At 38.8% G+C, this 20219-nt stretch carries 18 protein-coding genes; 11 read left to right on the forward strand and 7 right to left on the reverse strand.

The window, feature by feature from the left end; translation table 11 throughout:
- Positions 1-129: 129 nt before the first annotated feature.
- Entirely contained in the window at positions 130-1071 is a 942-nt protein-coding gene (locus FFJ24_RS20225) for an SPFH domain-containing protein (RefSeq protein WP_138818966.1), read from the reverse strand.
- A gap of 90 nt (positions 1072-1161) precedes the next feature.
- On the opposite strand from FFJ24_RS20225, the gene FFJ24_RS20230 reads away from it, so the two are divergent.
- The gene (locus FFJ24_RS20230) at positions 1162-3204 is read left to right on the forward strand and encodes a M13 family metallopeptidase (RefSeq protein WP_138818967.1); all 2043 of its coding nucleotides are present in this window, start codon (positions 1162-1164) and stop codon (positions 3202-3204) included.
- 115 nt (positions 3205-3319) lie between these two features.
- Positions 3320-3505 (forward strand): hypothetical protein, encoded by a 186-nt coding sequence (locus tag FFJ24_RS20235; RefSeq protein ID WP_138818968.1) that lies wholly within the window; start codon positions 3320-3322, stop codon positions 3503-3505.
- A 118-nt stretch (positions 3506-3623) separates the two neighbouring features.
- On the opposite strand, the gene FFJ24_RS20240 is transcribed toward FFJ24_RS20235, so the two are convergent.
- The 3 genes from FFJ24_RS20240 to FFJ24_RS20250 form a co-directional block, all read right to left on the reverse strand.
- Positions 3624-3803, reverse strand: a complete 180-nt coding sequence (locus FFJ24_RS20240) for a hypothetical protein (RefSeq protein WP_138818969.1) — start codon at positions 3801-3803, stop codon at positions 3624-3626.
- A gap of 50 nt (positions 3804-3853) precedes the next feature.
- Positions 3854-4951, reverse strand: coding sequence for a CapA family protein (locus FFJ24_RS20245; protein WP_138818970.1), 1098 nt, complete (start codon positions 4949-4951; stop codon positions 3854-3856).
- Positions 4952-5155: 204 nt separating this feature from the next.
- Positions 5156-5713 (reverse strand): C40 family peptidase, encoded by a 558-nt coding sequence (locus tag FFJ24_RS20250; RefSeq protein WP_132395472.1) that lies wholly within the window; start codon positions 5711-5713, stop codon positions 5156-5158.
- A gap of 484 nt (positions 5714-6197) precedes the next feature.
- Between FFJ24_RS20250 and pdhA the strand changes: the two genes are divergently transcribed.
- The 3 genes from pdhA (at position 6198) to FFJ24_RS20265 (ending at position 10822) form a co-directional block, all read left to right on the forward strand.
- The gene (gene pdhA / locus FFJ24_RS20255; protein WP_029274973.1) at positions 6198-7193 is read left to right on the forward strand and encodes a pyruvate dehydrogenase (acetyl-transferring) E1 component subunit alpha; all 996 of its coding nucleotides are present in this window, start codon (positions 6198-6200) and stop codon (positions 7191-7193) included.
- Between the two features lie 30 nt (positions 7194-7223).
- Positions 7224-8900, forward strand: coding sequence for a pyruvate dehydrogenase complex dihydrolipoamide acetyltransferase (locus FFJ24_RS20260; RefSeq protein ID WP_138818971.1), 1677 nt, complete (start codon positions 7224-7226; stop codon positions 8898-8900).
- 143 nt (positions 8901-9043) lie between these two features.
- Positions 9044-10822, forward strand: coding sequence for a DUF885 family protein (locus FFJ24_RS20265; RefSeq protein ID WP_138818972.1), 1779 nt, complete (start codon positions 9044-9046; stop codon positions 10820-10822).
- A gap of 102 nt (positions 10823-10924) precedes the next feature.
- Here the strand turns inward: FFJ24_RS20265 and FFJ24_RS20270 are convergent, their stop codons facing one another.
- On the reverse strand, positions 10925-11305 hold the full coding sequence (locus tag FFJ24_RS20270) for a GxxExxY protein (protein ID WP_132395475.1): 381 nt from the start codon (positions 11303-11305) through the stop codon (positions 10925-10927).
- A 198-nt stretch (positions 11306-11503) separates the two neighbouring features.
- Here FFJ24_RS20270 and FFJ24_RS20275 point away from each other — a divergent pair, with 198 nt between their 5' ends.
- From FFJ24_RS20275 to FFJ24_RS20300, 6 genes are all read left to right on the forward strand, one after another.
- Positions 11504-12055 carry a cupin domain-containing protein gene (locus tag FFJ24_RS20275; protein WP_132395476.1) on the forward strand — a complete coding sequence of 184 codons (552 nt, stop codon included), beginning with the start codon at positions 11504-11506 and terminating at the stop codon, positions 12053-12055.
- Positions 12056-12123: 68 nt separating this feature from the next.
- A complete protein-coding gene (locus FFJ24_RS20280; RefSeq protein ID WP_138818973.1) occupies positions 12124-13356 on the forward strand; it encodes a serine hydrolase in 1233 nt (410 codons plus the stop codon).
- Between the two features lie 4 nt (positions 13357-13360).
- A complete protein-coding gene (locus FFJ24_RS20285) occupies positions 13361-14344 on the forward strand; it encodes a hypothetical protein (protein ID WP_138818974.1) in 984 nt (327 codons plus the stop codon).
- Positions 14345-14366: 22 nt separating this feature from the next.
- Positions 14367-14672, forward strand: coding sequence for a YbaB/EbfC family nucleoid-associated protein (locus FFJ24_RS20290; RefSeq protein WP_138818975.1), 306 nt, complete (start codon positions 14367-14369; stop codon positions 14670-14672).
- 51 nt (positions 14673-14723) lie between these two features.
- Positions 14724-15401 carry a metal-dependent hydrolase gene (locus FFJ24_RS20295; protein ID WP_138818976.1) on the forward strand — a complete coding sequence of 226 codons (678 nt, stop codon included), beginning with the start codon at positions 14724-14726 and terminating at the stop codon, positions 15399-15401.
- A gap of 264 nt (positions 15402-15665) precedes the next feature.
- A complete protein-coding gene (locus tag FFJ24_RS20300; RefSeq protein WP_138817962.1) occupies positions 15666-16688 on the forward strand; it encodes an IS110 family transposase in 1023 nt (340 codons plus the stop codon).
- Between the two features lie 208 nt (positions 16689-16896).
- Here the strand turns inward: FFJ24_RS20300 and FFJ24_RS20305 are convergent, their stop codons facing one another.
- Both FFJ24_RS20305 and polA read right to left on the reverse strand, forming a co-directional pair.
- Complete coding sequence (locus FFJ24_RS20305; RefSeq protein WP_138818977.1) at positions 16897-17226, reverse strand: hypothetical protein; 330 nt, start codon at positions 17224-17226, stop codon at positions 16897-16899.
- Between the two features lie 147 nt (positions 17227-17373).
- Positions 17374-20181, reverse strand: coding sequence for a DNA polymerase I (gene polA / locus FFJ24_RS20310; protein WP_138818978.1), 2808 nt, complete (start codon positions 20179-20181; stop codon positions 17374-17376).
- Between the last annotated feature and the right edge of the window lie 38 nt (positions 20182-20219).

A 20219-nucleotide genomic window follows, 5' to 3' on the forward strand; every position in this document is an offset into this window, starting at 1 on the left:
CAATTGGAATTTCGTGGTGTCGGATATTTCTATCCGACACTAAACAATTTTAATCTATTGAACTATCAGATGGTAACTGGAATTTACTTTATCAGTCATCAGGTAACATCTTACTGCACTGCAAAAGCACTACCCTTTCTTCGCCGTTGGCTCAGTTTGTTTGTTTAACTGCATGGCCATCATTTCTTTCATGGTTTTATTCATGCCATCGGCACTACCATCAAGAAAAATAACGTTACCATCTCCATTTTCGGCAAAATGTTTAATCGATTCTGTCCACATGGTAAATAAGATTACCGAAATATCCAGATTGGCCTGTTCCATTTCCTGTGCGGCTTTGCTCATACCATGGGCAACCTCTGCACGGAACAACGCAATACCCTGTCCCCGTAATTGAGCAGCTTCACGCTCCGCTGTAGCGGCAATTTTAATCGCATTACCGTCGGCTTCTGCCGCTTTTGTTTTAGTAATCAATAATGCCTGTCCCTCATTCTCAGCCGCTGCCTTTAAGTTGTTCGAAGCTACTACACGACTCATTGAACGCATAATTTCTTCATCGAAAGTAATATCATTTAACTGAAGATCCTGAAGGTGGTAACCCCATCCGTCTAAAACCTGATCAATCTGTTCCTTAACATGAAGCACAATTTCGTTTCGCTGAGCCAATACATTTGCCTGCTTTTGCGTAGCCACATAAGCCCTGATCGAACCTTCAATAGTTCTAATTAATGCCTGCATTAAGTTAGTAGCATCAACAAATTTAAATGCTACATTTTTGATCGTTTCCTCATCCTGGTTAATTACAGAATATAAAAGCATGGCCTTGAAGTAAACATTGGCCTGATCTTGAGTTACTGCTTGAAAAGAAAGCTCTACAGAGCGGTTTTGGATCGATATCCGCGAATAAATCTGCTCTATTAAAGGGGTTTTAAAATTTAAACCTGGTCTTAAGAGCCTTTGGTACTTACCAAAAACGGTAACTACCGCAATGGTGCCCTGTTTAACGGTAACGAACGAGCTTAGCAGTATAATAACTCCTATTACTACTAAAATGTAAACGGTGTATTGCATAATTAGATTTTTTTTTGAAGTTATAAAAAAATTCATATAAACTACATCAGGCATTTTGTAGCTTTAAGTTTTCTAACTAACTTATACGTAATGAAAATTAAACTATTTCTTCCGGCGGCAGGTGTTTTGCTCTTTGCGGCATGCCAGAATAAGAGCCATCAGGAAACGGATACCGTAAATACACGTACCGAATTTTTCGATAAGGCAGGCATGGATACCACCATAAAACCTGGTGATAACTTTTTCCTTTATGCCAATGGTAAATGGATGAAAAATACCGAAATTCCTAAAACCGAAACAGGCTGGGGTTCTTTTTATACCTTATATAATGACAACCTAAAAAATCTGAACAGCATTCTTGAAAACGCTTCAAAAGCTAATGCGGCTAAGGGAAGTACTGAACAGAAAGTGGGCGATTTTTATACCAGTGGAATGGATACCCTTACCATCGAAAAGCTGGGTATAGAACCTATAAAACCACTCTTAAGTAAAATAGACGAGATTAAAAACGACAAGGACTTAATTAATTTTGTTGCCGATGGCTATAAAGAAGGTGAAGGCGACTTATTTGGCTTTGGCGTAGAACCGGATGATAAATTAAGCAGCAAAAATGCTTTATCATTTTCTCAGGCCGGCATTACCTTGCCAGATCGTAGTTATTATTTAGAGCAGGATGATAAGGCAAAAAAAATCAGAACCGAGTATATCAAATACATCACAAAGATTTTTAACCTTTCAGGCGATTCTGCGAACGCAGCCAAATATGCTGCTGATATTTTAAAACTGGAAACAGCAATTGCACAGTCTCATTCAACACCTGTTCAACTTCGCGATCCGCAGAAAAATTATAACAAAATGACGGTGGCTGATTTTCAAAAACAGACCCCAAACATTGAGTGGAAATCTGTTTTGACCAAACTAGGTGCAAACACAGATACCGTTATTGTTAGGCAGCCAAAATATTATCAAACCTTATCAGCACTGGTAAAAAGTCAGCCTATCGAAATCTGGAAAGAAAAGTTAAAGTTTGATGCATTGAACAGCTCGGCTAATGCTTTCACCAAAAAATTCAGAGATGCTAAATTCGACTTTTTCTCCAAAACACTTTATGGTCAACAGGCACCAACAGAAAGATGGAAAGCTATAGTAAATGCTACCGATGGTCGTTTAGGAGAACTTTTAGGTCAATTATATGCTGAAAAGTATTTCAAACCAGAAGCGAAAGAGCGCATGTTAACCCTGGTAAATAATTTACAGAAGGTATATGCTGAAAGAATCCAGAAAGTAGATTGGATGACGCCTGATACCAAAAAGAAAGCTCTAGAAAAACTTAACGCATTTATCAAAAAAATCGGTTATCCCGATAAATGGAAAAAATATGATGATGTAGAGGTATCTAAAAATACCTACTACGCCAATCTTAAGTCTGCTAACAAACATGCCTACAAAGAAATGATGGATAAATTGGGCAAAAATGTCGATAAATCAGAGTGGGGAATGACTCCGCCGACCGTAAATGCCTATTACAATCCATCTTTCAACGAAATTGTTTTCCCAGCCGGAATCTTACAGTTCCCTTTCTTTGACTTTAGCGCAGATGATGCCATTAACTATGGTGCAATAGGTGCAGTAATTGGTCATGAAATGACACACGGTTTTGACGATCAGGGCCGCCAGTATGATGCGGTAGGCAATTTGAAAGAATGGTGGACAAAAGCCGATGCTGATAAATTTAAAGCCAAGGCTGGTAAAGTAGAAACATTTTACAACAACTTTTCACTGTTAGACAAACAACATGTAAACGGTTCATTAACCTTGGGTGAAAACCTGGCCGATATAGGAGGATTAAACATTGCATACGATGCGTTTAAATTGACCGAACAAGGAAAAGGGGATAAAAAGATTGATGGTTTTACACCCGATCAACGTTTCTTCTTAAGCTTTGCCCAGGTGTGGAGAATCAAAACCCGTGACGAAAGCATGCGTGTACGATTAAAAACAGATCCACACAGCCCGGAAATGTTCCGTGTGAATGGCCCTGTGTATAATATGGAAGCATTTTATAAGGCGTTCAACATTCCTGCAACTGCGAAAATGTATGTAGCACCTGCAAACAGGCTAGGTGTTTGGTAGATTAAGCGCTTAATTTTTTTGTGAAAAGTCCATTTCGATAGCCGTAATGGACTTTTTTTTTGCTTTAAAACAAATAGAGGAAAAATTTGTCTTTATCTTATTAAATAATCACCACATGAACGTAAAACGCACTTTTGGCACCATATTAACTGTACTTGGTATAATTGGATTGATATATGCCGGGTATGGCTTTGTAAACCACAATCAAAATACAAGAGGATTGATGGTATATGGAATCATCGGACTGATATTCTTTGTATCGGGTATTGGCTTGGTAAAGAATACGAAGGACGAGAGTTAATTAACTCTTCCTTCTAAACTTCCCCGATAAAATAAAAAGTAAACCTGCTGCGCCAATGGCTAAGCCAAGATAAATTCCATCTTTAAAGTTTGTGGCGTTTGTACTTCTAAAAGAACAATTATTTTTGTTTCTTTTTGTGTTTAATGATCTGGTATTGGCTAAAAGCCACCAGGCAGCCGGCTAAAATGATAATCCCGGCAGACAATAGGTTCTTTGGGTTTTGCTGAATATAGTAAGCTGCTGCCAAAACTAAAATAGCTGCTGCAATACCGATAATATAGTGAAGTATTAATCCCATTTTCATAGGGCAAATATTCTGAATTAAATTGAGATTGATGTCGCAGAAGATTAATCTTTTAAACTGATTCTGTTATCAGCGAATTTAAGCTGGTGACCATTGAAGTCAATATCCGTCAACTCTTTAATCCGTTTAAAGGCACCACGGTTATCATCCAGGGTTAAACGGTTAATCTTATCCTGTTTAACTGATACAATATCGGCATAGAGAAAATCGCCCTTTGCATTTATTTTTAGCTGAAGTAAGGGGGCAATACCGTTATTACCTTTTAAGCTGAACATGCCGTATGTGCAAAAGTTACCCAAACTGTAAGCAATGAATTTATTTTTATAAACTTCAACTGCTCTGGTTACATGCGGACCATGTCCCAGTACCACATCAGCACCAGCATCAATAACCGCATGTGCAAAGGCATAAACATTGCCCCTGTTCTCTTTATAAAAAATCTCGTTCTTACGTGGAACATGTTCAAATCTTGCTCCCTCACCACCGCCGTGAAAAGAAACAATCACAATATCAGCCATTAATCTTAAACGGGCCACTAAAGCTTTCGCACTATCAAGCTTATTAATCGATACCGTATTCTCATTCGGGGCAAAAGCACAGAACGCATACTTTACACTGTCTTTCTCAAAAACTTCAAAAGGTTTATTTACCTGTCCGGCATAATGGATTTTCAGCGAATCTAAAATTCTTGCCGTATTTTTCCTTCCCTTTGCGTCAAAATCACCAACATGGTTATTGGCGATACTCAAAACATTAAATCCTGCCTCCTTGTATATCCCAGCGTAGCGCTCCGGCATTCTAAAAGCGTAACAATTGTTAGGATTAATGCCATTACATTTGTTCGAATTGCCTGAGTTCAGAAAGCAGCCCTCTAAGTTTCCAAATACGATATCACCTTTTAATAAGCTATCAACCACCTGGAAGCTGTTTATAGCGTCATCCGGTGGAAGATTGGTTTTGGACGGAAAAGCAGAGCCAAGCATAATATCACCAACAGCTGTTATCGATATCGTATCTTTTATTTTCCGGGAGACCGTATATTGTTTTACTATAGGCGGGCTAACCTGTGCATTATTGCTTGTGCAACTGATCAGGATAATAACAACAAAGGGTAAGATTAGAATGGTATTGATGAACTTCATTAGGTGCGTATTGTATTTATGATGGTCATCCTCGACTGAAGCACAGCGAAATGGAGAGATCTGCATTAGATTTCCCGACTACGTTTCACTCCGCTCGAAATGACGGCTTAAAGTTTTGTTAAAAAAAAATCCTCCGAAATTTCTTTAGGAGGATTTATGTCTTATTATTAACTGTTAACTGAAAATCGTTAACAACTAACAGAACTATTCTACTGTAAATTCTTTCTTAAAAGATTCTAAAACGCGGCCACCCTTGTAAAAATAACGGCTGTAATAAGGTTCGTTAAGGTTGCTGATGACCACACCACGGGAACTTGATGCGTGTGCAAATCTGTTATCGCCGAGGTAAATACCAACATGTGAAATACTTCTGCTTTTAATTTTGAAGAAAACCAGGTCGCCTTCTTTTAAATCTTCTTTTGATAACGGATCTACCATGCTGAAAATATCGCGTGAATTTCTTCTGATGGTTGTGTTGAAAACTTTGTCGTAAATTGCTTTAGTAAAAGCCGAACAATCAATCCCTCTTTTTGTGTTTCCACCATAACTATAAGGAGTTCCGATCCATTCGTATATAAACTTATACAGTTTTAAATTCGAGGTCGCATCTACCGCAACACCCATTACCTGCGAAAAATATTGTGATGCAAGGTTATCGGGATCATTTAAGTCTTTACCAGATTCTTTTGTTTTTGTTTGCGCAAATGCGTTGGAGAGCGTGCAGATAGCGATTAGGGTAGAAAACAAAATTTTTTTAATCATGTTATACAGTTATGTTTGGGTATTCACTTACACATTAACGTACACCACATGGGCTTATTGTTGGTTGTCAAAAGTATTGATTATACAAATGTTATCCAAATGTAATGTTATAAAAAGTGAAAGTTATTAACATTTTTATTTTTTATCAACTGCTTTTGAGTAATATTTCGGCTCCAATACCCATCTTTTTAAAATGTTTTTTCATTTCAGATATTCCTATTTTGGTTAAACGCGCTTTATTTTAAATTATGGAAATATGCGCTTATACAGAATTAAATTTTAGAATAAATTGAATACTTATTATGATAAAGGGCATTGATTTACTTATGTGAAATCAGCAGAAGTGTTTATGGTTTGTATTTAATTGTAAAACAAGTGTTAATTCTGATTTTAGCCCTATAACTACGATGTTTTTACACTTAAAAGTGCCAAAAATTACAATAAAAAAATTAGATTTGCTGTCGCAAAAAACAAATATCCTAAAATGAGTGCAGTAGAAATAAATAAAGATACCTGGTTAAAGTGGTTTGAGTCGATGTTGCTGATGCGCAAATTCGAAGAAAAAACCGGCCAGTTATACGGACAACAAAAAATACGTGGCTTTTGTCATTTATACATTGGACAAGAAGCTGTAGTTGCAGGTGCAATATCTGCGATGCAAAAAGGCGATTCAATGATTACCACTTACCGTGATCACGCCCATGCCTTAGCTTTAGGAGTTAGTGCTGATAGTATTATGGCAGAAATGTACGGTAAGGCTACAGGTTGCTCTAAAGGCAAAGGTGGATCAATGCACATGTTCAGTAAAGAGCATAACTTCTACGGTGGTCACGCAATTGTTGGCGGTCAGATTCCGTTAGGTGCCGGCGTTGCTTTTGCAGAAAAATACAAAGGAACTGATAACGTAAATATTTGTTATATGGGCGATGGTGCTGTGCGCCAGGGTGCATTAAACGAAACTTTTAACATGGCCATGCTTTGGAAATTGCCTGTTATTTTTGTTTGCGAAAACAATGGTTATGCAATGGGTACTTCAGTACAACGTACTACTAACATGACCGATATTTATAAAATAGGTTTAGGTTTCGATATGCCATGTGCACCAGTTGACGGTATGGATCCGGTTGCTGTACACAATGCAATGGACGAAGCAATTCAACGTGCGCGTAAAGGTGAAGGACCAACTTTCTTAGAAATGAGAACTTACCGTTACCGTGGTCACTCCATGTCAGATCCGGCAAAATACCGTACCAAAGAAGAATTAGAAGATTATAAAGCAAAAGATCCGGTTGAGCATGCAAGAGAAACGATTCTTAAAGAAAAGTATGCAGATCAGGCCTGGATTGAAGAAGTAGAAGCTAAAGTAAAAGCAATTGTAGATCAGGCAGTAAAATTTGCTGAAGAATCTCCTTGGCCTGATGCATCTGAATTATACAAAGATGTATATATGCAACAGGACTACCCTTACGTAATGGACTAATATTAATAAGATTTCAATTAATTAGATATAATGGCTGATGTAATTAAAATGCCCAAAATGAGCGACACCATGACCGAAGGGGTTTTGGCAAAGTGGCATAAAAAGGTGGGCGATAAAGTGAAAAGCGGCGATGTTTTGGCAGAAGTAGAAACTGACAAAGCAACAATGGATATGGAATCTTATTGGGATGGTGTCCTTTTATACGTTGGTATAGAAGAAGGAACAGCTGTTCCTGTTGATGCGATCATGGCCGTTATTGGTAAAGAAGGCGAAGATTATAAAGCTGCATTAGAAGCAGAACAATCTGGAAGTCAGGAGTCGGCAAGCCCGAAGTCTGAAAAAGATGAAGTTCCTAAAGCTGAAGATAAAAAAGAAGAGGCGGCACCTGCTCAGGGTGGTGGCTTAAGTGAAGAAGAATTAGCAGCAAAAGGTGTTACGGTTATCCGCATGCCTTTGTTAAGCGATACCATGACTGAAGGCGTAATTGCTGAATGGCATAAAAAAGTTGGCGATAAAGTAAAAGATGATGATGTCCTTGCTGATGTAGAAACCGATAAGGCTACTATGGAAGTAATGGGCTATGCAACCGGAACTTTATTACACATTGGTGTAGAGAAAGGTGCTGCTGCAAAAGTAAACGGAATTATCGCCATTGTTGGTCCTGAGGGAACTGATGTAAGCGGAATTTTAGCAGGCGGCTCAGCTCCGGCTCCTAAAGCTGAAACTGCTGAAGCACCGAAAGAAGAAAAACAAGCTACAACTGCTGATGCTAGCGCATCTGCTCCAGTTGCAGAAAGTTCTTCGGATAGCCGTGTTAAAGCATCTCCTTTAGCTAAGAAAATTGCTAAAGATAAAGGGATTGATTTAGCACAGGTTGCAGGTAGTGCAGAAGGCGGTCGTATCATTAAAAAAGATATCGAAAACTTTAAGCCATCAGCTGCTCCGGCTAAAACTGAATCTGCATCAGCTCCGGCTACTGAGAAAGCTGCAGCTGCTGCACCAGTTATACCTACATTTGTTGGTGAGGTTAAGTACACAGAGCAACCTGTTTCGCAAATGCGTAAAGTAATTGCAAAACGTTTAGCTGAAAGTTTATTCACTGCTCCACATTTTTACCTGACAGTAAGTATCGATATGGACAATGCAATGGCTGCACGTACGGCAATCAACGCAGTTGCTCCTGTTAAGGTTTCTTTCAACGATATCGTAATTAAAGCGGTTGCCGTTGCCCTGAAAAAACACCCTGCTGTTAACTCATCCTGGGGTGGCGATAAAATCAGATTTAATGAACATACCAACATTGGTGTAGCTATGGCTGTTGAAGATGGTTTATTGGTACCAGTAGTGCGTTTCGCTGATGGCAAATCTTTATCACACATCTCTGCAGAAGTAAAAGATTTTGGTGGTAAAGCAAAAGCTAAAAAATTACAACCTGCAGATTGGGAAGGTTCTACTTTCACTGTTTCTAACTTAGGTATGTTTGGTATTGATGAGTTTACTTCAATTATCAACTCTCCTGACGGTGCAATTTTATCTGTAGGTGCTATACAACAAGTTCCTGTTGTTAAAAACGGTGCTGTTGTTCCTGGTAACGTAATGAAATTGACTTTAGGTTGCGATCACCGTGTGGTTGATGGTGCAACAGGAGCACAATTCTTACAAACCTTAAAAGGTCTATTAGAAGAGCCAATCAGGCTATTAGCATAATCAGGTTAGCAATTCACAGTTTTCAGTTCACAATGACTACATATTTAAAGCCATCCTTTTAGGATGGCTTTTTTTGCGTTTAAGGCTTTTCGTAAATGGCGACTTAATTTGCTATTTTTGATTAGAACCTTAACTCAAAATAAATGAAAAAAACTCTTCTTTTTGCTGCCTGCATTACTGCAATGCTTGCCTGTAAGCAAAAAAACAGTTCTGATAATGGCGCAGAAAACAAAACCTTTGCGGCCCTTTGCGAACAATATTATCAGGATGGATTAAAAATAAATCCTTTAAGCGCTACTTACATTGGAGATGAACGTTATAACGATCTTTTGGCAAATGACGGATCGCAAGCTTATTTGAAAGAGTTTAAAAGCTACAATCAGCGTTATCTGGATAGCCTGGGCAAATATCACCGCGAAAGCCTTGACGCAAACGATAAATTATCTTATGACTACCTGAAAGATCAATTGGAAATTAATCTGGAAGGATTAAAATACCATTCTGAATACCTCCCATTTAACCAAATGTTTGCGCTACCCTTAACCATCGGACAATTGGGCTCGGGCACAGGAGCACAACCATTTAAAACTGTAAAAAATTATGAAGATTGGTTAAAACGGGTTGATGCATTTTCGGTGTGGGCCGATACGGCCATCGGAAATTTTAAAAAAGGTGCGGCAGCAGGCATTGTATTGCCAAAAGCATTGGTGATAAAAATGATTCCCCAAATGCAAAGTATGGTGGCAGCCAAACCCGAAGAAAGTTTATTTTACGGACCAATCAAATTAATGCCAGCAAGTTTTTCTGCGTCAGATAAACAAAAGCTGACAGAATCGTACCGCACATCGATCACTAATGCAATTATCCCTACCTATAAAAAATTGGCCGACTATCTAAAGAACGAATATCTGCCAAAAACACGAACTACCTCTGGCTATTCGGCTATGCCCGGCGGTTTGGCCTGGTACACTTATCTGGTAAAACAACAAACCACCACTAATAAAACACCGGAAGAAATCTATCAAACGGGCTTAAAAGAGGTTGCCCGGATTAAAGGGCAGATGGACAGCATCAAAAATTTAGTTGGCTTTAAGGGCGATTTAAAAGCTTTTTTCGAATACATGAAAACGGATAAAAAATTCATGCCTTATAAAACACCGAAAGAGGTGCTAGCTGCTTTTGAAAATATCCACCAGCGCATGAAACCCAACTTGAAAAAAATGTTTGAGGTAGAGCCCAAAACACCTTTCGAAATCAGGCAAACAGAAGCTTTCAGGGCTGCATCGGCCAGTGCTGAATATAATCAAGGTTCGGCAGATGGATCACGTCCAGGGATTTTTTATGTACCCATTTTAGATGCGAAAAAATTTAACACCACTTCGGGTATGGAATCGCTGTTTCTTCATGAGGCAATTCCAGGCCACCATTACCAGATTTCTTTAACGCAGGAAAATAAATTACTTCCTAATTTCCGCCGTTTTGGTGGACATAATGCTTATGTAGAAGGTTGGGCATTATACTGCGAATCGTTAGGGAAAGAACTGGGCCTATATCAGGATCCATACCAACACATGGGTGCACTGGGCGATGAAATGCACCGGGCCATCCGTTTAGTTGTTGATGTAGCCATTCATACCAAAAACATGAGCAGGGAGGAAGCTATAAAATACATGACAGACAATGAAGCGATTAGTACTGAAGGTGCAACAGCAGAAATTGAACGTTACATGGGCATTCCTGCACAAGCTTTAGGCTACAAAACCGGCGCAATGAAAATAAGGGAATTGAGAAGCAAATATGAGAAGGAGTTAGGCCCGAAGTTTAAACTGGCCGCTTTTCATACTGCAGTTTTAAAAGATGGGTCGTTTCCTTTATCTGTTTTTGAAGCTAAGATGGATGCCTGGGCAGAAAGCCAGAAGTAGTTTATATATTTTGATACTAGAAAGTGTTTCCCGCAGATGCCGCAGAGCACGCAGATAAAGCATTTAAATCTGCGCTGATCTTCTTAAATCTGCGGGAAACATTCAAAAAAGACCATTCACTTTTCTCCATATCGACTGAGATATATCTGATGAATTAAAATTAACAAGCAATCCAAGTCGTAAGCCAGAAAGTTTCAGATAAGTAAGTACCTGCTTATGGTGAACTGGCGCAAGTGTTTCTACTGATTTTACTTCGATAATGACCAGATCGTTTATTAATAAATCTATCCGATAGCCGGCATCAAGTGTTATACCTTCAAAAACAACCGGTAATTTTACCTGTTGCTTAACATCTAAGCCATTTTCGGTTAAAACATAAGTCAGTACCGTTTCATAAACAGATTCTAATAAACCGGGGCCTAATGCATTGTAAACTGTAAATATTGCACCTCTTATTTGATAGGAGATCTCATTTTCATCCATAGTATAAAAATTTAATGGGTATTCTTAAATGAGGATGATTAACTAAAAATATTATAATCTCTGTAATTATCAAAATTATAAATTCAGTTTAAGAAAAAGAGAGCAACTCTGCGTTTATCTTCTTAAGTCTGCGGGAGAAAAACCTGATAAACCTAAACCCTTTTCCAATTCCTTTGTTAATTATTAAACACCCAAATCATGGACAAAGAAAAACTGATACAAGAAGCTTACTTAGTTGCACATAAAATAGAGGAAAACGGCAATTTCCCTAACAATCCCAAATTACCGTTAATGATTTACAAAGGTACGTTCAGGTTACATCCTGATGATACTGAAGAAGTGATCAAAAAAGTTTTCGCGCAGAATGGGTACACCAATGCCTGGGTAGATGGCATTTTTGACTATCACCATTACCATAGCAATACACACGAGGTAATGGGCGTATTTTGCGGCAAGGCCGATGTACAATTTGGAGGTGATCATGGCGTTTGTATAGAGCTGGATAAAGGTGACGTCATTATCATCCCTGCAGGTGTAGCACATAAAAAACTGAACTCAAGCGACGACTTCACTGTTGTTGGCGCATATCCAAATGGTTCAGATTACGATATGAAATATGGGAAAGCTGAAGAGCGACCTGAAGCAGATGAAACCATTGCCAACGTGAAAAATCCAGACAACGACCCTGTTTATGGAAGTAAAGGTCACTTATTTGAATGCTGGTACAATCAAAATTGCGAAAATGTGTAAAACTCTTTCGTTTTAACCGTCTAAAATTCTTTAATTTTCGGGTTTTAAATATACTACCCTTATTATAAATGAATTTTCGATATATATGTTCAGCATTAGCCCTCTCTGTAACTTTATTAACTGCTTGTTCAAGCAAAAAATCTGAAGAGAAAAAGGCTGCTGAAAAAAAAATCCGCACCAAAGATGACGATAAAGCGGATAGCCTTTTATTGGTTTATAACCCACAAAAAGGCGACAAATGGATTGCCAATTTTGTAGATAATCTACACAAAAAATATGGTTTTAACGGAAATATGCTGGTGGCAAAAGACGGAAAAATCCTTTACGAAAAAGCGATCGGTTGGGCCGATTACCTCCACCGGGATAGTTTGACGATCAACTCAGAGTTTGAATTGGCATCCATTACCAAAACATTTACCGGTACGGCGATTATGCAATTGGTAGAGGCCGGAAAACTTTCGTTAAACGATAACGTAAAAAAGTTCTATCCTAATTTTCCTTACGAAGGCATTACTGTAAAACTATTGCTTTCTCACCGAAGCGGGATGATGAACTACGTTTACTTTATCGATGATATATGGCGCAAGGAAAAACGCAATATGAAAAAAGGGGTAACCAATCAGGAAGTAATGAATGTTATTGCCGAGCGAAAACCTAATCCATACACCAAACCAGATAACCGTTTTCATTACAACAACTCAAACTTTATGGTGTTGGGTGCCATTATAGAAAAGGTAACCGGACAGCGCTATTCGCAGTACATGATGGAACATGTGTTTAAACCGGCCGGATTAAAACATACACACGTATATAGCACAACCGAGTATGAAAAAATTCCGGTTGATGTAGTTGGGCACGACCGCAATAGTTTTAGATACTCTGTTGCACAGAACTTTCTGGATGGGCCAGTTGGAGATAAAGGCATTTATAGTACGGTACACGATTTGGTGCTGTTTGATAAATATTTGAAAAATGGAAGATTATTAAGTAAAAAGAGCCTCGATTCTGCCTATACCGGACACAATAAGCCCATAAATGGCCACTTCAACTATGGTTATGGCTGGAGAATGTTTGATGGCGAAAAAATGGACAAAGTAGTGTACCATACGGGTTGGTGGCATGGTTTCCGCCATATTTATGTAAGAGATCTAAACAAAAATATTGTTATTGTGTTTTTAGGCAACCTGACCAACGGAAGTTTAATGCATCTCGATGATCTGTATAAACACTTCGACATGCCAATTATCCGTAAGGGGGCATACCATGGCAACGGCAGTTTGCCAGGTTCAGACGAAGATTAAATTTATGGCAAAAACAAAATGGATTATCGGACCGGGTACATTAACCATCTATCCTAAAAGAAATTTAAGGATAGTAGGGCTTATATTTTTTGTATTGATTGCGGCATTTATTTTCTATTTATCAAGATCAGTACAAGGTTATTCTGCTGGCCTCACTTTTGGGTATTATGGCTGCCTGTTATTAATTCCGTTATTGCTGATTTTTATTGCTGAAACAAAAGTAATTTTTGATGGGAACAGCAGGATTTTATACAAAAAAATTGCGTTTTTACCAATTGGATCAATCCCTTTTGATGATATCGCTTCAGTAGAACCTTACGAAGTACTGGGAAGCGGCTTTAATTATAAACTGTTCAAAAAAAGCAACAGGCATGGCAGAGGCTTACTTGTTTCTTCTGGTTATAGTAAAACCACCAATGCTAACCTGATCGCTTTTCAGCAGGAGGTATTACCAAAGATTGATGAGCTTGTGTTCGCTAATGCCCCGTTAGTTCCTAAACAGACCATTTACGATTTTAAATTCTTCAGAGAAGAAGGTGGTATTTACCTGTTGCGGGATAATAAGATAGGAAGCTTTATTTTTGGGTTGATTTTTATCGGTGCTACCGTTGCCATATTATTTAGCCCCGATTTTTTGGCAAACGAAGGATCAATTCAGAAAATACTCCTCACCTATTTCCCGGCGGCGATAGGCTTGGCGCTTCTTTTTGCAGCAACCTCCAATATCCGTTTTGATAAAAGCCAAAGAAAGATTATCCGTTCTACTTTTGCCGGCCGGTTTAAAAAAGAATATCCTTTTGATGATCTAATCCGTTTTCAGGTGATCCGTAAAACAACCAATCTTATTTATTCGGGTACCGAAGTCAGGGCAGAAATTTTATTGCCTGCCAAAAACAAAACAATCACCTTAAACCTTAAAAGCTTTATAGGCACTAAAAAGATTGAGCGCTTTCTTGATGAAGCCAATACGATTTTAGGCCGGATTTAGTTCATTATAAAACAACACGATTATGTTCGATAAATTATTTGCGGCTCAACAAAAAGCCGAAGAAATTAAAAAACGTCTGGATACGATCTCGGTATTTGGCGAAGTTGAAAATGGTGCAATAAAAATCACCGCTACTGCCAACAAATCCATCACCGGAATCTCCATTAATGAGGAGTTTTTGAAAAATGCCGATAAAGAAGAATTGGAAGAACTTTTGTTAACTGCGATTAACAAAGCAATGGCAAGCGCCGAGCAAGTAAGTGCCGCAGAAATGCAGGCATCAGCACAAGATATGCTAGGTGGATTAGGTGGCATGTTTGGCCAATAATATCGTTAGATCAATCTTGATACTTAAATCTCCATACTTGATACTAGAACTATGAAATACACCTATTATGGCCAATCTTGTTTCCTACTTGAAGCTGCTGGCAAAAAATTATTATTCGATCCATTTATATCACACAATCCATTAGCTAAAAATGTAGATATCAAGGCGATTGAAGCTGATTATATTTTAGTGAGCCATGGTCATGGCGATCATGTTGCCGACCTGGTTGAATTGGCTAAACAAACCCAGGCTACAGTTATTGCCATGCCGGAGATTACCGATTGGGCTTCGAAGCAGGGCGTAGAAAAAGTACACGGAATGAATTTCGGCAAATTTACTTTCGATTGGGGAGCGGTGCGTATGGTACCTGCAACACATTCTTCTGGCTTGCCTGATGGAAGTTATGGTGGTAATCCTGCAGGTTTTGTGTTAGAAGTTGATGGCAAACAGATTTACTTTGCTGGTGATACCGGCTTAACCATTGAAATGAAGCTGTTGGCTGATATTTACAACCTGGATTACGCCATTTTACCGATTGGTGGAAATTATACCATGGATGTGGATGATGCTTTAATTGCGACAAAATACTTTGATTGCGATAAAGTGATCGGCGTTCATTACAACACCTTCCCGGTAATTGAAATTGATACCAAAACCGCTGTTGATAAATTTGAACGTGAGAAGAAAACCTTGTTGTTGCCGGCAATCGGTGAAACGATAAGTTTATAGCTTCGGCAAACCGTCCTTTAGATTTGTTTTGATATTTTATTTAAAGATACCAAGTACTTACTTTGCTTAAATTATAAATCAGATTACCTAAAACGGTAGCGGCACATTAAAATTCGTCAAGGTTTTTATGCCTATGAAATGATTCAATCCGTTACCGTTTTTTCCCTTAGTGACCAGATAACAATTAGGGTAATACCCATTATTAAGGACTAGGATCGATGGGGTAAAACTTAGGTAACCATTACAAACATAAAAAATAGCAGGATGATTGCCACTACAAAATTTTTTATCGGTATTGATATTTCCAAACCGCACTTCGATGTTGCATTAATGGCCGTTGTGAACCATGTAAAACAGGAAATAGCCACCGCACGGTTTGATAACACCGCTCCAGGTATAAAGCTATTTGAGAAGTGGTTGAAATCTCAGAAAACCACATTCAATGGGGACTCCCTGGTTGTCATGGAAAATACGGGGATCTATCATCGTTTAATATGGACTTTCTGCAGCAACAGAAATCTGCCCATCCATATTGGCAATGCCGCCCATATCAAATGGAGTTTTGGGATAGCAAGGGGCAAAAATGATAAAATAGACAGTATCCGTTTATGCAACTATGCCTTTAAGGAAGCGGATGACCTAAAGGCTACAGCTGCCCTGGATCCCGAACTGATGCTCCTGAAAGATCTGATATCAGCGAGGACAAAGCTGCTCAAACAAAGGTCCGGCATTAGCGTTTCGGTAAAAGAACTTGGCAATGTCAATGGTAAAGAACATCAGAAACTGATTGAAAAAGCACTTAAAAATGCAATTGAGGGTATCGCAAAGTCAATCAGGAACCTCGAAGATCAGATCAAAAAAATTATCACAGGAAACCAGGGTTTCAAGCAGAACTACAAACTATTGCTCAGTATCCCTGGGATAGGACATGTTACCGCAGTATACCTGATTGGCTGCACTGGAAATTTTGCAGGGCGCCCCAGCGGAAAAGAACTGGCCTGTTATGCAGGGGTTGTACCATTTGAACACAGCAGTGGTATAAGTATCAAAGGTAAAACAAGAGTACACCGGATGGCCAATAAAGAGCTTAAAAGATTGCTGCATATGTGTGCATTATCTTTGATTCAACATAATCAGGAATTCAAAACATATTACAATAGAAAAAAGGATGAAGGGAAGCACAGCATGAGCATAATTAATGCCGTTAGAAACAAGATAGCATTAAGAGTTGCTGCTGTTATAAAAAATCAAGCCAGCTATAAAAATAACTATAAAATAGCTGCTTAAAATTTGTTTTTATCATAACAATCATTTCGACTGAAGTGCAACGGAATGGAGCGATCTATCTCGAGGTAGATCGCTCCGCTACACTGCGTTCCGGTCGAGATGACGATTTTTTTTAAAGAGTGCGTACTTAAGGAGTAATCTATCTGGCCTAAAAACAAAAAAGGGCCTCCGATTTTCATTGGAGACCCTTCAAATTATAAACCTGAACCTAATTCTTTTTAGCAGCAGTTTTATTTGCTTTGTAACGCATATCTGCTGTACCATCTTTTTTAGTCGGACCAGCAACTTTGGTTACTGCTTTTGCTTTATTTTCTTTAAAACGCATATCCGGCGTACCATCTGCTTTTACTTTAGCAGCTGTAGTAGTTGTTTTAGTTTCTACTTTTTTAGCCTCTTGTTTTACGCCTGCTTTAACAGGTGCTGTTGTTGTTTTTACTTCTTTTTTGGCAACAGTTTTAGCTTTAGTAGCTGGTGCTTGAGCAAATGCGGTTGTTAAACCAAATGCTGCGATTGCGATTAAACTCAATAACTTTTTCATAATTCTTGATTTTTTAGTTGTCATGAAGCTTCTTCGTTTCACTCCGAGGTTTCATGTTTTTTCGATTTTTGTTTTACTCGTTATTTGTTGATATAAAATTGATCAATCGGAATGAAGTTTTAATGAAGATAACGAATATTTTTATTTTTAATGCGCAGCCAGCCAGTTATCGCCCTCACCAATTTCTACAACAATTGGTACCGTTAATTTAATGGCATTGGCCATTTTATCCTCAATAATGGCTTTCATCGCTTCTTTTTCAGACCTCAGTACATCAAATACCAACTCATCATGCACCTGCATCGTCATGGTTGATTGCAAATTTTGTGCTTTCATCTCTTTGTGGATGTTGATCATGGCAATCTTGATCATATCCGCTGCAGAGCCCTGTATAGGCGCGTTAATCGCATTTCGTTCTGCAAAACCTCTTACTGTTTGGTTAGCAGAGTTAATGTCTCTCAAATAGCGTCTTCTACCCATTATGGTTTCTACAAATCCATTTTCCCTGGCAAAATTCATGGTATCGCTCATGTAACGTTTAATACCAGGGTATTGCGCAAAGTATTGTTCTATAATTTCGGCTGCTTCCTTACGCGGAATACCTAAATTCTGCGATAAACCAAAAGCCGATTGACCGTAAATGATGCCAAAGTTAACTGCTTTTGCATTTCTACGCTGCGTTCCATCTACCTCTTCAATACTTACACCATATACTTTTGCTGCTGTTGCCGTGTGAATATCGATCCCTTTGTTAAAAGCATCAAGCATATTCTCTTCCTTACTGATTTCGGCAATAATGCGCAATTCTATCTGCGAATAATCAGCAGATAACAAGATGTGATTTTCATCCCTAGCAATAAAGGCTTTACGAACCTCTCTGCCACGTTCGGTACGGATCGGAATGTTTTGTAAATTTGGATTGTTAGAGCTCAACCTGCCGGTAGCGGCTACAGCCTGATTGTAAGAAGTGTGTACCCTGCCCGTTTTAGGGTTAACCATTAGTGGCAATGCATCAACATAAGTTGATTTAAGCTTCTGTAACTGGCGGAAATCTAAAATATCCTGTACAATATCACTTTTGCTTGCTAAAGCCGTTAAAACGTCTTCTCCGGTCTGGTATTGACCTGTTTTGGTTTTTTTGGCTTTTGGATCAAGCTGAAGTTTATCAAATAAAACTTCTCCTAATTGTTTCGGTGAAGCGAGGTTAAATTTAATTCCGGCTTTATCATATACATTCTGTTCAAACTTGATAATTTCTGTTTCAAGCTCTTTAGAATAGGCCTGTAAAGTTTCGATATCAATCCGAACGCCTTCCTTTTCTATATCAGCCAAAACATAAACCAAAGGATTTTCAATTTCTTCGGCCAGCTTGGCAGCGTTTAATTCTTTTAATTTTGGTTCGAAAATATGCGCCAACTGTAAAGTAACATCAGCATCTTCAGCTGCATAATCAACCACATCAATTACCGGAACATCACGCATGGTACCCTGGTTTTTGCCTTTTGCACCGATCAGTTTAGTAATCGAGATTGGTGAATAACCAAGGTAGTTTTCTGATAACACATCCATCCCATGGCGGGTATCAGGATCGATTAAGTAGTGGGCCAGCATGGTATCGAAAAGTTTTCCTTTTACTTCAAGGCCATACCACTTCAGCACTAAAATATCGTATTTGGTATTCTGACCGATTTTCTCAATCGCTTCATTTTCCAATACCGGTCTAAATTCATCAACAATTAACTGCGCTTCTTCCCTTTCTGCAGGAACAGGGATATAATAACCTGTACCTGGTTTTATAGAAAAAGATAAGCCCACTAAATCGGCCATGTTGGCATCAGTGCCCGTGGTTTCGGTATCAAATGAAATCCGCTTTTCAGCAAGCAAGAGTTTGATTAAATCTGCACGTTTTTCTGCGGTATCAAGCAACTGATAATCGTGTTCGGTATTTTCGATGGTTTTAGCAGGAAGTTTTTCTACCGGTTCTTCTTCCAGTGTGTTGGTATATTGTATGGTTTCACCCGATTGATTGCCGAACAGATCGGTTTGGGTACCTTCCTGAAAACGTGCCGTGGTAACCGAAAATTCATCGCCAAATACCCTGCGGCCTAAAGTTCTGAATTCTAATTCTGTAAATAAAGGTTCCAACAAGTCGCGGCTTGGATCACAAAGTTCCAGGCTGGCTTCATCCAGTTCAACCGGAACATCCAATAGAATTGTCGCTAGTTTTTTAGAGATTAATCCCTGTTCTGCAAAGTTTTCTACGTTTTCGCGTTGTTTTCCTTTTAGCTCATGGGAGTTGGCAATAATATTCTCCATAGAGCCATACTGCTTGATCAGGGCTTTAGCGGTTTTCTCCCCAATCCCCGGGATACCCGGAATATTATCCACGGCATCGCCCCATAAACCTAAAATATCGATTACCTGTAGTACATTTTCGATCTCCCATTTAGCCAATACTTCTTTTACACCTAATATTTCCATATCGTTACCCATGCGGGCAGGTTTATAGATGAAGATATTTTCAGAAACCAGTTGGGCAAAATCCTTATCCGGTGTCATACAATACACCTGATAGCCTTTCGCTTCGGCTTTTTTGGCCAGCGTACCAATAATATCATCAGCCTCATAACCATCAGAAGTAATTACGGGGATATTGAAACCAGTAATCAATTTAATTACATAAGGCATTGCAGCAGCCAGATCCTCAGGCATCGCCTGACGGTGTGCTTTATAGGCCTCAAAAGAGGTATGCCTTTCTGTTGGGGCTTCAGTATCAAAAACCACCGCAATATGTGTTGGTTTTTCTTTCTTCAAAACATCTAATAAGGTATTGGTAAAGCCCATTACTGCCGATGTATTGATACCCGTTGAGGTAAAACGCGGATTTTTACTTAATGCAAAATGCGCCCTGTACATTAGCGCCATACCATCCAGGAGAAAGAGTTTTTTATTCATGTGATTACACCGATTTTATGATTACACCGACAGTCTGT

Source organism: Pedobacter sp. KBS0701 (assembly GCF_005938645.2).
GTDB lineage: Bacteria > Bacteroidota > Bacteroidia > Sphingobacteriales > Sphingobacteriaceae > Pedobacter.

Excerpts from the sequence above, each read along its gene's own strand:
- FFJ24_RS20245 (WP_138818970.1), bottom strand. The coding sequence starts at position 4,951 with ATGAAGTTCATCAATACCATTCTAATCTTACCCTTTGTTGTTATTATC.
- FFJ24_RS20275 (WP_132395476.1), top strand. The coding sequence starts at position 11,504 with ATGGACAAAGAAAAACTGATACAAGAAGCTTACTTAGTTGCACATAAA.
- polA (WP_138818978.1), bottom strand. The coding sequence starts at position 20,181 with ATGAATAAAAAACTCTTTCTCCTGGATGGTATGGCGCTAATGTACAGG.
- FFJ24_RS20290 (WP_138818975.1), top strand. The coding sequence starts at position 14,367 with ATGTTCGATAAATTATTTGCGGCTCAACAAAAAGCCGAAGAAATTAAA.
- FFJ24_RS20260 (WP_138818971.1), top strand. The coding sequence starts at position 7,224 with ATGGCTGATGTAATTAAAATGCCCAAAATGAGCGACACCATGACCGAA.
- FFJ24_RS20300 (WP_138817962.1), top strand. The coding sequence starts at position 15,666 with ATGATTGCCACTACAAAATTTTTTATCGGTATTGATATTTCCAAACCG.
- FFJ24_RS20225 (WP_138818966.1), bottom strand. The coding sequence starts at position 1,071 with ATGCAATACACCGTTTACATTTTAGTAGTAATAGGAGTTATTATACTG.
- FFJ24_RS20305 (WP_138818977.1), bottom strand. The coding sequence starts at position 17,226 with ATGAAAAAGTTATTGAGTTTAATCGCAATCGCAGCATTTGGTTTAACA.
- FFJ24_RS20285 (WP_138818974.1), top strand. The coding sequence starts at position 13,361 with ATGGCAAAAACAAAATGGATTATCGGACCGGGTACATTAACCATCTAT.
- FFJ24_RS20270 (WP_132395475.1), bottom strand. The coding sequence starts at position 11,305 with ATGGATGAAAATGAGATCTCCTATCAAATAAGAGGTGCAATATTTACA.
- FFJ24_RS20295 (WP_138818976.1), top strand. The coding sequence starts at position 14,724 with ATGAAATACACCTATTATGGCCAATCTTGTTTCCTACTTGAAGCTGCT.
- FFJ24_RS20280 (WP_138818973.1), top strand. The coding sequence starts at position 12,124 with ATGAATTTTCGATATATATGTTCAGCATTAGCCCTCTCTGTAACTTTA.
- FFJ24_RS20235 (WP_138818968.1), top strand. The coding sequence starts at position 3,320 with ATGAACGTAAAACGCACTTTTGGCACCATATTAACTGTACTTGGTATA.
- pdhA (WP_029274973.1), top strand. The coding sequence starts at position 6,198 with ATGAGTGCAGTAGAAATAAATAAAGATACCTGGTTAAAGTGGTTTGAG.
- FFJ24_RS20230 (WP_138818967.1), top strand. The coding sequence starts at position 1,162 with ATGAAAATTAAACTATTTCTTCCGGCGGCAGGTGTTTTGCTCTTTGCG.
- FFJ24_RS20250 (WP_132395472.1), bottom strand. The coding sequence starts at position 5,713 with ATGATTAAAAAAATTTTGTTTTCTACCCTAATCGCTATCTGCACGCTC.
- FFJ24_RS20265 (WP_138818972.1), top strand. The coding sequence starts at position 9,044 with ATGAAAAAAACTCTTCTTTTTGCTGCCTGCATTACTGCAATGCTTGCC.
- FFJ24_RS20240 (WP_138818969.1), bottom strand. The coding sequence starts at position 3,803 with ATGGGATTAATACTTCACTATATTATCGGTATTGCAGCAGCTATTTTA.